Here is an 11,501-nt window from a genome sequence, read left to right as displayed (position 1 = left end):
CCGCTGAATCCGGCCCCGCTCCTCCCCGTCAGGGTGACAAAAGGATGCAAGGGGGTTCGGCATTGAATGGCTATGACGACACTTCCCTATCCTGGGTCCATGACCGTGCCGCCCGTCACCTCGACCGACCAGCTTCGCCTGATGGCGAAGATCGCCCGCCTCTACCATCAGGGCAACGTCAAGCAACCGGAGATCGCGGCCCGGCTGGGCCTCTCGCAGGCCAGGGTGTCGCGGCTGCTCAAGCAGGCGGAGACGGTCGGGATCGTCAAAACGACCGTGCACATGCCCCTCGGCGTGTACGCCGACCTGGAAGAGCAGCTTGAGGAACGCTACGGGCTGCGGGAAGTCATGGTCGTCGATACGGGCGACGAGACCGAGCACGTGATCCCCGCCCTGGGCGCGAGCGCCGCGAGCTACCTGGAGACGGCCCTGGTGGGGGTCGAGTGCATCGGCATCTCCTCGTGGAGCGAGACCCTGCTCGCCACCGTCAACGCGATGCGCCCGCTGGGCAAGAGCGGAACGCGGCAGGTCATTCAGGTGCTGGGGGGCCTGGGCCGTCCCAGCTCGCAGGCCCACGCGACCACCCTCACGGAACGCCTGGCATACTACCTGGGGGCGCAGGCGGTCTTTCTCCCCGTGCCCGGCGTGGTGCATTCGGCGGGCGTGTCCCAGAACCTGCTGGAGGACCCGGGCGTGGCGAGCGTGTTCGCCTCGTTCGATCACCTGTCGCTGGTGCTGGTCGGCATCGGCAGCCTCAACCCCTCGCGGCTGATCCGGGAGAGCGGCAACGTCATCAGCGATCAGGACCTGCGGGCCCTGCACGAGGCGGGCGCGGTCGGGGACGTGTGCCAGCGGTTCTTCGACGTGAACGGGGGGTACATCGAGACCGTGATGCACGACCGGGTGATGGGCATCAGCCCGGAGCAGCTCAAGAGGACGCCCCGGCGGGTAGGGATCGCCGGTGGAAGCAGCAAGTTCGACGCGATCCGGGCGGCGGCCCGGGGTGGGTGGATCGACACCCTCATCACCGACCAGCATGTGGCGGGGCGGCTTTTGCAGGAGGGGTAGTCGGGAACACGCCCTGCCCCGGGAAAGAGAGCAGGCACCGGGCAGGGGTTGGCTCACGCCGGAAAATGAAGTCCGGGTAACCAGGGTGATATTCGCGCGGATGGGAGAGCGCCACGTTCAGGGAGCGCTCGTGACTCAAGGAAAACTTGCCCACACCACCTCAACCGCTTCCTTTGCCTGCCGTGCGGCTCTGTCGCTCGTGCTTAGCGCGGGCCTGCTGGCCTGTGGTCAACAGGCCCACGGCTTCCAGCCCCTTGCAAGGGGAGGCCGAGGCAGGCGCCATCCAGACCTTCACGACCCCGCAGACGGTCGCCGACCCGCGCACCCCCACCCCACGTGGGGTCCCGTCTTTCGGGCGGAGGTGAGGCTGGGACGAGAGGCGTGGCTGGTCGCCACGAGACGCGGCCCGGTCTTCCGCTGATTGATCTCTTTGCTGCTAGGTCTTCGCCCAGGCGTCGTAGCCCCCAGCGAGTTCTACAACCTGAAAGCCCTCGGCCCGCAGCAGGCTGGCGGCGGCGGCGCTGCGGGTCCCGCCCTGACAGTGCACGACGATCTCACGGCCCTTCGGCAGGGTGTCGAGCCGCCAGGGCAGGCGTCCGGCGTGAAGCTGCCGGGCCCCGGGGATGTGCCCCTCCTCGTACTCGGTGCTGGCCCGCACGTCGAGGATCAGGGCGTCCCCGTGCTGGGGCAGTTCCTCGGCAGGAAGAGGCGGGGCGGATGCCGTCTCCAGACCCTCGGCGCTGGGGATGAAGCCGATCACGTGGTCCAGCCCCACCATCCACAGGCGGCGGCGCAGGACCTCGGCACGCTCGGCGGGCGCAAGCAGGATCAGCTCGCGGTCCGGGGTCAGCAACCACCCGGCCCAGGTCTCGAAGGTCTTGCCGTCGGGGAGATTCACACTGCCGAGTGGGACGGCGGCCTGGTGCTCCTCTTTCTTCCGGGTGTCGATCAGGCGGGCACCCCTGGCGAGGCGGGCCTTCACGTCCTGCTCGCTCAGTTCGGGCAGCGGCATGACCTCACCCAGCAGGGCGGGGCCGTCGCGGTTTTCGGTCTTCATCCGCCCGTAGTACAGCGGCGCGTCGGGCTGGCCGGACAGGAGTTCCCGCGTGAACGCCTCCTCGTCGCCCCGCTCGACCAACTTGCCCCACCAGCTCAGCGCCCGCTCGTAACCGACGGTCGTGGTCGGGACGGCCCCCAGCGCCTTGCCACACGCACTCCCCGAGCCGTGGCCGGGCCACACCTGCACGTAGTCGGGCAGGGTCAGGAACTTGCCCCGCAGGCTGGCGAACATCTGCCGCGCTCCCTCGAAGCGGGTGTCCTGCCCCCCCGCCGCCTCGTCGAGCAGGTCGGGGCGGCCCAGGTCGCCCACGAACACGAAGTCGCCCGTCAGGATCATGGAAGGGGGATCGCCACGCGGAGTGTCGGTGACGAGGAAGCTCAGGTGCTCCGGTGTGTGGCCGGGCGTATGAATCGCCTGAATGCGGACGTTCCCGACCATGAAGGTGTCGCCGTCGTGCAGCCGCGTCTGGTGGCCGTCGTCGTAGGTGTACCGCCACCCCTCGCCGCCCTCATCGGAGAGCAGGAGCCCTGCACCTGTAGCTTTCGCCAGCTCACGGGCGCCGGAGAGGTAGTCGGCGTGGATGTGCGTCTCGGTGACGTGCGTGACGCGTAGCTTCTGGCTCTTGGCTTCTTCCAGATACCGGGAGATGTCGCGCACCGGGTCCACCACCAGGCACTCGCCGGTCTGCTGACAGCCGACCATATAGGACGCCTGGGCCAGGTCGTCGTCGTAGAAGCGTTGGAAGTACATGCCCGGATCGTATACCCCCTCCCCCTATCTGTCAAATACCCCAGGGGGTATACTGGGAACATGACCGCGAGCGTGCCCGTGAGTGACCGTGAAGCCGAGAAGACGAAGATTCTCAACCGCCTGCGCCGACTGGAGGGGCAGATTCGGGGGTTGCAGAAGATGGTGGCGGAGGAGAAGGGCTGCGTGGAGGTGATGAGCCTGTACGGCAGCGCCAAGAGTGCGTTCGAGTCCACCGGGGACGTGATTCTGGAGACCTACGTGGAGAGGTGCCAGGCACGCGGGGAGAGGCCCGCCGACCTCATGCGGCTGCTCAAGCTCGCCCGGTGAGATCGGCTGGAAAGCGGGTTTCGTCCTGGTGCAACGTTCCGGGGCAGGGAGTCGGCCCGTTCAAGCTTGACGCCACGCCCATCTTCCACGCCCCGTGTCGTCCCCGCCGCCTCCGCGCCGAAGTGCTGGCAGGACGCGGGGCACAGGCGCGGCCGGGACCTGAACGACTCACGGCGCAGCATCTCGTGCGGATGTGGAGGCGACGCCGTTAACGACGCGAAAACGAACGCCAAGGTTGCCCCTCGGGTTGAGGGGATGGGGTAGGCGGCCCTTGAGCGTTCGCCGCGCGGGAGACCGTGTGAGGCACCTCGCTCGTCCCGATCCCGTTTTACTGCCGGGTCCCTGCCGTGTTCGGGCCTGCAAACGGCCAGCGCCGCGGCGTTGGCCCTCCGCGTTCTCGAAACGCGAGACGAACGTTCAGGCGGAGTCGGGACAGAGGAGGTCGCGCCCCGCTACAGCTTTTTCAACACATTGGCCGTTTCGACCACCGCCAGCAGCGCCTCCGTTCCCTTGTTCCCGGCCTTGGTGCCCGCGCGTTCGACCGCCTGCTCGATGGTGTCGGTGGTGAGCACCCCGAACGCCACCGGTACGCCCGTCTCCAGGCTCACCCGCGCCAGCCCGGAGGCCGCGTTCCCGGCCACGAAGTCGAAGTGGTCGGTCGCGCCCCTGATCACGGCGCCGAGGCACACCACCGCGTCGTAGCGTCCGCTCTCGGCGAGTTTCCTGGCGATCAGCGGGACCTCGAACGCGCCCGGGGCCGTGACCAGGGTGAGGTCCTCGCTCTTGCCCCCGTGCTGGACGAAGGCCGTCTCGGCGCCCTCCACCAGGCGGTCCACGATGAAGTGGTTCCAGCGGGTGTTGACGATGGCGATTTTCAGGTTCGTGGCGATCAGGTCGGCTTCGATTCGGTGCATGGGTTCTCCAGAAGGGGGGCGGAGACTGCCCCCCCGGGGGTTCAACTGAGGTGGCCGAGTTTGGTCTGTTTGGTGGCGAGATACCGCGCGTTGTGGTGATTGGCCCCGACATGCAGGGGCACCCGCTCGACGACCGTGAGCCCGAAGCCGGAGAGCGAGTGCAGCTTGCGCGGGTTGTTCGTCAGGACCCGGAGCTGACGCGCGCCGAGCAGGAAGAGCATCTGCGCCCCGATTCCGAAGTCGCGGGCGTCGGCGGGCAGACCCAGTTGCACGTTGGCCTCCACCGTGTCGGCCCCGCCGTCTTGCAGCGCGTAGGCGCGAATCTTGTTGAGCAGCCCGATGCCCCGGCCCTCCTGACGCAGGTAGATCAGGACCCCCCGGCCCTCCCCGGCGATGGCGCGCAGGGCCGCGTCACGCTGGGGGCCGCAGTCGCAGCGCAGCGAGTGGAAGCCGTCCCCGGTCAGGCACTCCGAATGCACCCGCACCAGCAGGGGCTCCTCCGTGACCTCACCCAGCACCAGCGCGACATGCTCGGCCCCCGAGAGGGTGTCCTCGAAGCCCACGATGCGGAAGTCGCCGTCCTCGGTGGGCAGGTCGGCCTCCGCCACCCGGGCCATGAACGGGTCGTGTTCCATGCGGTAGGCGATCAGGTCCGCGATGGAGCCCACCAGGAGGCCGTGCTTCTCCCCGAAGGCGAGGAGGTCGGGCAGGCGGCTCATCTCGCCGTCGTCGCCCATCACCTCGCAGATCACCCCGGCGGGCGCAAAGCCGGCGAGCCGTGCCAGGTCGCACCCCGCCTCGGTGTGTCCCGCCCGGCGCAGCACCCCGCCGGGCCGCGCGAGGAGCGGGAAGATGTGGCCGGGACGGCGAAAGTCGCCCGCTTTCGCCTCCGGGTCAAGGAGGGCCGCCACGGTCGCCGCGCGGTCGTAGGCGCTGATGCCGGTCGAGTTGCCGACGTGATCCACGCTGACGGTGAAGGCGGTGCTGTTGGGATCGGTGCCCGCGCCCACCATCGGGGTGAGGTCGAGGTCACGGGCGCGTTCCGGGGTCAGGGTCACGCAGATCAGCCCCCGCCCCTCGCGCGCCATGAAGTTGATCCACCCGGGTGTGGCGGTGGCGGCGGGCATCAGCAGATCGCCCTCGTTCTCGCGGTCCTCGTCGTCCACCAGGATCACCGGGCGCCCGGCGCGCAGTTCGGCGAGGAGGTCGGGAATGGAGGCGAGCCTCACCGGACCACCTCCGGCGCGGGCTGGGCCTCCCGCTCGCGCATCAGGATCAACCTCTCGACGTACTTCGCCATCTGGTCGGCCTCCAGGTTCACGCGCGTGCCCGCCCGCCAGGTGTGCAGGGTCGTGACCTCCAGGGTGTGGGGCACCAGCCAGAGGGTGAACTCGTCGGGGGCGAGGTCGGGGCGGCTGCCCCCAGGACCGCCCACGTCCACGACCGTGAGGCTCACGCCGTCCACGGTGACGCTGCCCTTGGGGACCAGGAATTTGGCGAGGTGACGGGGGGCGCGCACCCGCATGGTGTGGGCCCCCGGCTCCGGGCGGACCTCCAGCACCTCGGCCACCCCGTCCACGTGCCCGCTCACGACATGGCCGCCGAAGCGGGCGGAGGCGCTCATGGCCCGCTCCAGGTTGACGGTTGCGCCCACCTGCCAGCGGGGCGCGGTCTTGTTCAGGGTCTCGCGCGACAGGTCCACGGTAAAGGTCGTGTCGTCCCAACCCGTCACGGTGAGGCAGGTGCCGCCCACGGCGATGCTCTCGCCGGGGTCGAGGTCCCGCCACATCCGCTCGGGAGTGATCTCCAGGGTGAGATGGCCGCTTCGTTCCTCGGCACGCGTCACGCGGCCGATCTGCTCGACGATTCCGGTAAACATCGTTGTGCTCCTTCAGAAGGGGGCCAGGGCCGCGCCCTGGTCTTCGAGCTGCGGGACTCCTTGCAACAAGCCCCGCATAAGAACGTCCGACCCGACAGGCGTGACGGTCACGTCGGCCAACGCCCGCGCCTCACCCATCCGCTCCCGGCCAGGGGCCGCCAGGGGACTGATCCCGGCCCCCAGCACCTTGGGCGCGACAAAGACCCGCACCTCGTCCACGAGGTCGGCGGCGAGCAGGGCCCCGGCCAGGGTGGGGCCGCCCTCCAGCAGGAGGCTGGTGATGCCCAGTGCGCCCAGCCCGGTCAGGGCGTCGGCGAGGTCCCCGGCCCGCAGAAGGTGGACCCCCGCCCGCTCCAGGTGCCCGGTGTCGGTGTCCGGCGCGGTGACGATGACCGTGCCGGGCCGCAACGCCCGCGCCCCCCCTGGTATGCGGCCCCGACGGTCGAAGATGACCGGCCGGGGGTCGCGCCCGGCGGGCAGGCCACGCGCCGTGAGCTCGGGGTCGTCGGCGAGCACCGTCCCGCTTCCCACGGCCAGGGCGTCGAACTCGTCGCGCCAACGGTGGACCAGGGCGCGCGCCGCCTCGCCGCTGACCCAGCGGCTGTCACCCGTCACGGCCGCCACCCGGCCGTCCAGGGTCATGGCGTACTTGTACACGACCCAGGGGCGCCCCCGCACGATCAGGCTGCGAAAGCCCGCCTGTTGCCGCAGGGCCTCGTCCGCGAGGACACCCACCACCACCTCGAGGCCCGCCGCACGCAGCCGCTCCATACCGCGTCCGCCGACCCGTGGGTTGGGGTCGGGGGCCGCGACCACGACGCGCGACACGCCCGCCGCGATCAGGGCGTCCGCGCAGGGCGGGGTGCGGCCGAAGTGGCTGCACGGTTCGAGCGTGACGTACGCCGTTCCGCCGCGCGCCTGCTCGCCAGCCTCCCGCAGGGCGAACACCTCGGCGTGGGGCTCCCCGGCCCGGGGGTGAAAGCCGCGGCCGACCATCTGGCCGCCCCGCACGATCACGCACCCGACGGGTGGGTTGGGGGCGGTGCGGCCCAGCCCGCGCACGGCGAGTTCCAAGGCCTCTCGCATGAACTCTTCGTCTGGAGGATGAATCCCGGTATACACGTCGGACGCCAACCCGCGGGGTGCGAGTCGGCTCCCTCCTTCTCTCATCCGGACTGTGACCGTCGGCCTCGGAGTCGCACCGAGTCGGGCCGGGCCTGAACTGCATCTGGGCCGGGCTTCGCGGGCTGACACGCCGGGGGGTTGGGGACCCTGACGTGATCACCGCCGGTGGGGAATTGCACCCCGCCCCGAAGGATGGCTTGCGCCAGAGGTCACTGTAGGGGCGCGGACTCCGCCCACCAAGGGCAAAGCTCACGAAGGGCGGATCGCTCGGGGCAGGTGGTCCACATCACTCCCCGCCTACCGGTGCCGTCCTGCTGGCCCTGACAGGCTCGCGCGTGCGAACTCGTCCGGTCCCTCTCATCGGTAACGGTGAGCTGCGCCAGGGCCGGTGGCGGGGGCGCCGAAGTCCTGACGCTTCGTCGGGTCGTCCAGGCAGGCTGGGGGTCTTGAGGGCGGCCAGCGGCGAGCGCAGGTCGTGGGCGGCCGCCCGGGTAAACTCTTCTTCGCGCTCACGCACGTCGGCGAGCTGGGCGAAGGACGTTTGCAGGGTCCCGGCCAGCCGCCCGAGCTCGTCGTTCCGGCCCACGCCGGGAAGAGGCGTCCGCAGCTCACCCCCGTGTCCGACCCGGGCGGCCGCCGCCTGCAACCGGGCCAGGGGCCGCAGCAGCCGCCCGGCCAGGATGAAGCTCAGCAGCGCCACCAGCGCCGCCGCCGTGGGGACCGTGACCGCCAGCGCCCGCAGGTAGGCCCGCAGGGGGTTGACCACCCCCAGCACGTCGCTGGCAAGTTGAACCGTGGCCGCTTGGCCCCGCAAGTCCACCGTGGTGACGAGGACGTCGTGCCCGGCGCGCGGGGCGTACCCGGCGGGCAGCCCCAGCGGGATGGGCGGGAACTCTTCCGTCACGGCCACCACCCGGCCGTCCAGAATGACCCGCGCGTCCACATTGCGCGGCAGCGCGGTGATCTCCAGCGGCGGCGCGGCCACGGGGCGGCCCGCCAGCTCCTGTTCGAGACGCGGGATCAGCGTCTCCAGCCGTTCGTACTCCGCCAGGGCCAGGAAGGAGCGCAGGGCGAGGAACTGCACGGCGGCGACCACCAGGATCACCACGGCCGTTTGAAGGGCAACCCCGAGGGCAATCCGGGTGCGGATGCTCATGGCACCCGGTACCCCAGTCCCCGTGAGCTCTCCAGCACGCTGGGAGAGAGCTTGCGCCGGACGTAGCTCACGTACACGTCCACCACCCGCGCCTCACCCCCGAAGTCCGGGCCCCAGACCCGCGCAACCAGCTCCTCGCGCGTGAACCAGCGCCCCTGCGAGAGCACCAGAACCTCCAGCAGGGCATACTTGCGCGCCGTGAAGCCCACGACCTCCCCCTGCCACCACACCTGGCGGTGCCGGGCGTCCAGCAGTCCGGCACCGCCACCAAAGGCCACCCGGGCGCTGCGGACGTTTTGCCCGCGCCGCACGACCGCGCGCAGGGTGGCGAGGAGTTCGGGCAGCTCGAAGGGCTTGACGAGGTAGGCGTCCCCGCCGAGATCGAGGCCGTCCACCCGGTCGTGCAGGGCTCCCCGGGCGGTGAGAAAGACGATGGGCACCTCGGCGTCCTCGGCGCGCAGGACCCGCGCCACCTCGAAGCCGTCCAGGCCCGGAAGCATCACGTCGAGCAGCAGGGCGTCGTACCGTCCGCACCGTGCCGCGGCCAGTCCCCGCACCCCGTCCGGCTCGACGTGCGTCTCGTGACCGGCATCCGAGAGGGCCCGTGCGGTGGGCAGCGCAATACGCGGGTCGTCCTCCACGAGCAGCAGCCGCACTTCAGTGCCCCCCAGCCCCGCCCGAAGGCGAGAAGGAGCCTGGGGACACGCGCATGGGGACACCTTAACCACCCGAGATCAGACGAACGTAAGAACGCCCGATGAGTGGAGCTTGAGAAGACGTTGACGCGCTCGTCTTTCTTGCATCTGTCTAACAGGGGGACCCTACGGTCAGGCGAGTTGCCATTGGTTCGGCATCCAGAGAAGGAGACCTATGAAAAACGTGTTTCTCGTGACCGCCCTCCTCGTGAGTTCCGCCCTCGCCGGCGGAGCAGGTGCCCAGAGCGCCGGTGCGGGTGTGCCGTCCACCAACGTGAACGAGCTCGCCCCCAACACCGGCCAGCCCACCGCCCAGAACACGGGCACGGCCTCGCCGCTGCCCTCTAACCGGGCCACGACCCTGCCCGCCTCCGGGACCACCGACCTGAAAAAGAGCGTTCAGGCCCTGCAAAACACCCTGCCCGAGCTTCAGGCGCTGCAACTTCGGACCAAGCAGGCGCACTGGAATGTCTCGGGCACCCTCTGGTACACCCTGCACGAGCTGCTTCAGGAGCACTCCGAGGGCATCAGCCAGTATGCCGACGACGTGGCCGAGCGCCAGCTCTCGGTGGGGGCGTCGAGCGACGGGCGGGCCATCACCATCGTCGCCGCCTCGCGCCTGCCGGAAATTCCCGGCGGCTTCATGGACGACAGCCAGGTGATCCAGTTCTTCACCTACCAGTACGAGACGGTGGGCCAGCGCATCTACGGGCGCATCAAGGACGTGGAGGACGCCGACCCCACCACCGCCAACCTGCTGCAAGAGGTCGAGCACGCCATCGAGAAGTACCAGTGGCAGATGCGCGCCTTCCTCCAGACCACGCCGCGTGACCCCAACACCGGCTTCGATATCAACAACGGTCAGCCCGTCCCCCTGCGCGGGAAGTAAGCAGACATGGGGATGGAGACGGGAGGGAAGCTTCTCTCCCGTTTCTCGTCTCTGGAACACGAGATCGTCAAGGCGGCCAGAGCCGCTTCCATGACAGGCTGGAGGACCCCATGCAGCGAGACCCTCGACCCCATGTCCGTTTGGCGGCCCACCCGCCCAGCCCGCGCGACGTGAGGCCCATCTACAAGTCCGGATCAGCCTCTCTCCCTTGATTCATGCCCGTGTATTTGCACGCCGTTGAAATGGCCGTCCCGGAGACGGCCTACCCGCAGGCGGTCATCCGCGACATCCTGCGCGCCCAGCCCGAACTCGACCGCCTGGGCCAGCGCCTCACCACCTCGATCTTCAACGCCTCGGCCATCGACCGGCGGCACAGCGTGGTCCGCGACTTTCTGGGCGGCCCGCAGGGCGGGCCCGCCCTCTTCTACGACCCCGCCACGGGCCGGATGCTCAAACCCGGCACCGGGGCGCGCAACGATTTTTACACCGTCCACGCGACCGAACTCTTCGTGCGGGCGGCGCGGCGGGCGCTGGAGGCGAGCCCGGGCCTGACGGCTGCCGACATCAGCCACGTCGTCACCGTCTCCTGCACGGGCTTCTTCGCCCCGGGGCCGGACTATGCGGTCGTGCGCGCACTCGGCCTCGCGCCGGGGGTCGCCCGCTTCCACGTGGGCTTCATGGGCTGCTACGCCGCCTTCCCCGCGCTGAAGATGGCCAAGGCCTTCTGCGAGGCCGACCCGGCCGCCGTGGTCCCCGTGGTCTGCGCTTCGAGGGGCTGGAGTTGGTCCGGCCCTTTTTGAAAGCTGACGTGCCCATCACGGGCGGCATGGTCTTTGGGCCGGACGGGTTCCTTGACGAACTGAGCTTCCGCGCCGCCTCGCCCCGCTCCCCCTCTATCCTCTCGCTGCCCCAAAGGGAGACGGAGGGCGTGCTGGAGCGGAGGTTGGGAGACCTCGCCCGGGACCGACCGCGACGGGCTCGCGGCCGTCTCGGTGCGCAACGTCGGCAAACAGCTCGGCGTGGAGGCGATGTCGCTCTACCACCACGTCGCGAGCAAGGACGACCTGCTCGACTGGGTTTTCACGCTGATTCATCTTCCGGCCCCCGGCGAGCCCTGGCGTGCCGCCATGCGGGCGCGGGCCCTCTCGCTGCGCCGGGTGCTGTCCGAACACACCTGGGCCCTGGCCCTGACCGAACTCAAGCTGCCTTTCGGGCCTGCCGAGGGCGCACACACCTTCGCGGCGGAGCTGAACCTGAGCGCCCAAGATTACCCGCACCTCGCCGAGTTGGTGATCGGCCGGTCCTACCGCTACGCCGACGAGTTCGAGAACGGCCTGACCTTGATGTTCGACGGTCTGGCGAGACAGGTGGGGCCCCCGCCCGGACGCCGGAACCGGACCTGAGAGCCCTTTCTGGCCGGGGCCGCCGGGCAGCGTTCCGGCAGGGATTTGGAGAACCGGGAAGGGGAGGGTGTCGGGGGAGCTGCGGCAAGACGCAACGGGGCAAAACCCGCGCCTTAGAGGCTGGGCAAAGCCCTATCCAAAAAATGGCTTGATTTTCGCCAGCATCAGAACGCAAGCGGCAACAAAGTGAAAGCCGATCAGAGTAGAGGACAAGCGTTCTAAATCTCGTCCCAGG

11 protein-coding genes, 2 pseudogenes and 1 riboswitch are annotated in these 11,501 nt (G+C 69.7%); of the genes and pseudogenes, 5 read left to right on the top strand and 8 right to left on the bottom strand.

All coding sequences use genetic code 11. The annotated features are described in order from the left end of the window. Positions 1-99 precede the first annotated feature (99 nt). Complete coding sequence (locus IC605_RS22065; RefSeq protein ID WP_216329037.1) at positions 100-1,068, top strand: sugar-binding transcriptional regulator; 969 nt, start codon at positions 100-102, stop codon at positions 1,066-1,068. A 436-nt stretch (positions 1,069-1,504) separates the two neighbouring features. On the opposite strand, the gene IC605_RS22060 is transcribed toward IC605_RS22065, so the two are convergent. Continuing rightward, a complete protein-coding gene (locus tag IC605_RS22060; protein ID WP_216329035.1) occupies positions 1,505-2,878 on the bottom strand; it encodes an MBL fold metallo-hydrolase in 1,374 nt (457 codons plus the stop codon). A gap of 60 nt (positions 2,879-2,938) precedes the next feature. Here IC605_RS22060 and IC605_RS22055 point away from each other — a divergent pair, with 60 nt between their 5' ends. Further along, positions 2,939-3,205 (top strand): metal-sensitive transcriptional regulator, encoded by a 267-nt coding sequence (locus IC605_RS22055; protein WP_216329033.1) that lies wholly within the window; start codon positions 2,939-2,941, stop codon positions 3,203-3,205. Between the two features lie 452 nt (positions 3,206-3,657). Here the strand turns inward: IC605_RS22055 and ribH are convergent, their stop codons facing one another. The 6 genes from ribH to IC605_RS22025 all read right to left on the bottom strand — a co-directional run bounded on the left by ribH (position 3,658) and on the right by IC605_RS22025 (position 8,935). Further along, positions 3,658-4,119, bottom strand: a complete 462-nt coding sequence (ribH, locus tag IC605_RS22050; RefSeq protein ID WP_216329031.1) for a 6,7-dimethyl-8-ribityllumazine synthase — start codon at positions 4,117-4,119, stop codon at positions 3,658-3,660. Positions 4,120-4,160: 41 nt separating this feature from the next. Further along, positions 4,161-5,348 carry a bifunctional 3,4-dihydroxy-2-butanone-4-phosphate synthase/GTP cyclohydrolase II gene (locus IC605_RS22045; RefSeq protein ID WP_216329030.1) on the bottom strand — a complete coding sequence of 396 codons (1,188 nt, stop codon included), beginning with the start codon at positions 5,346-5,348 and terminating at the stop codon, positions 4,161-4,163. Further along, on the bottom strand, positions 5,345-5,998 hold the full coding sequence (locus IC605_RS22040) for a riboflavin synthase (protein ID WP_216329028.1): 654 nt from the start codon (positions 5,996-5,998) through the stop codon (positions 5,345-5,347). Before IC605_RS22040 ends, IC605_RS22045 begins: the two co-directional genes overlap by 4 nt. Positions 5,999-6,010: 12 nt before the next feature. Beyond that, complete coding sequence (gene ribD, locus IC605_RS22035; protein ID WP_216329026.1) at positions 6,011-7,084, bottom strand: bifunctional diaminohydroxyphosphoribosylaminopyrimidine deaminase/5-amino-6-(5-phosphoribosylamino)uracil reductase RibD; 1,074 nt, start codon at positions 7,082-7,084, stop codon at positions 6,011-6,013. 68 nt (positions 7,085-7,152) lie between these two features. Continuing rightward, positions 7,153-7,320: riboswitch (FMN riboswitch) on the bottom strand. A gap of 89 nt (positions 7,321-7,409) precedes the next feature. Further along, the gene (locus IC605_RS22030) at positions 7,410-8,279 is read right to left on the bottom strand and encodes a HAMP domain-containing protein (protein WP_216329024.1); all 870 of its coding nucleotides are present in this window, start codon (positions 8,277-8,279) and stop codon (positions 7,410-7,412) included. Further along, positions 8,276-8,935, bottom strand: a complete 660-nt coding sequence (locus tag IC605_RS22025; protein WP_216329022.1) for a response regulator transcription factor — start codon at positions 8,933-8,935, stop codon at positions 8,276-8,278. Before IC605_RS22025 ends, IC605_RS22030 begins: the two co-directional genes overlap by 4 nt. A 214-nt stretch (positions 8,936-9,149) precedes the next feature. Here IC605_RS22025 and IC605_RS22020 point away from each other — a divergent pair, with 214 nt between their 5' ends. The 3 genes and pseudogenes from IC605_RS22020 to IC605_RS22010 form a co-directional block, all read left to right on the top strand. After that, positions 9,150-9,863, top strand: coding sequence for a Dps family protein (locus IC605_RS22020; protein WP_216329020.1), 714 nt, complete (start codon positions 9,150-9,152; stop codon positions 9,861-9,863). Positions 9,864-10,078: 215 nt separating this feature from the next. Next, positions 10,079-10,663 (top strand): hypothetical protein, encoded by a 585-nt coding sequence (locus IC605_RS22015; protein WP_216329017.1) that lies wholly within the window; start codon positions 10,079-10,081, stop codon positions 10,661-10,663. Between the two features lie 183 nt (positions 10,664-10,846). After that, positions 10,847-11,266 (top strand): annotated as a pseudogene (locus IC605_RS22010) (hypothetical protein); the annotation flags it as partial. Between the two features lie 132 nt (positions 11,267-11,398). Here the strand turns inward: IC605_RS22010 and IC605_RS22005 are convergent. After that, a pseudogene (locus tag IC605_RS22005) lies at positions 11,399-11,501 on the bottom strand (IS5/IS1182 family transposase); the annotation flags it as partial.

Origin of the sequence: Deinococcus aestuarii (assembly GCF_018863415.1) — a bacterium.
Taxonomy (GTDB): Bacteria; Deinococcota; Deinococci; order Deinococcales; family Deinococcaceae; genus Deinococcus; species Deinococcus aestuarii.
Note: the sequence above shows the minus strand (reverse complement) of the source record. Positions and strands in the feature narration are given on the sequence as shown.

Excerpts from the sequence above, each read along its gene's own strand:
- IC605_RS22065 (WP_216329037.1), top strand. The coding sequence starts at position 100 with ATGACCGTGCCGCCCGTCACCTCGACCGACCAGCTTCGCCTGATGGCG.
- IC605_RS22060 (WP_216329035.1), bottom strand. The coding sequence starts at position 2,878 with ATGTACTTCCAACGCTTCTACGACGACGACCTGGCCCAGGCGTCCTAT.
- IC605_RS22055 (WP_216329033.1), top strand. The coding sequence starts at position 2,939 with ATGACCGCGAGCGTGCCCGTGAGTGACCGTGAAGCCGAGAAGACGAAG.
- ribH (WP_216329031.1), bottom strand. The coding sequence starts at position 4,119 with ATGCACCGAATCGAAGCCGACCTGATCGCCACGAACCTGAAAATCGCC.
- IC605_RS22040 (WP_216329028.1), bottom strand. The coding sequence starts at position 5,998 with ATGTTTACCGGAATCGTCGAGCAGATCGGCCGCGTGACGCGTGCCGAG.
- ribD (WP_216329026.1), bottom strand. The coding sequence starts at position 7,084 with ATGCGAGAGGCCTTGGAACTCGCCGTGCGCGGGCTGGGCCGCACCGCC.
- IC605_RS22030 (WP_216329024.1), bottom strand. The coding sequence starts at position 8,279 with ATGAGCATCCGCACCCGGATTGCCCTCGGGGTTGCCCTTCAAACGGCC.
- IC605_RS22020 (WP_216329020.1), top strand. The coding sequence starts at position 9,150 with ATGAAAAACGTGTTTCTCGTGACCGCCCTCCTCGTGAGTTCCGCCCTC.
- IC605_RS22015 (WP_216329017.1), top strand. The coding sequence starts at position 10,079 with ATGCCCGTGTATTTGCACGCCGTTGAAATGGCCGTCCCGGAGACGGCC.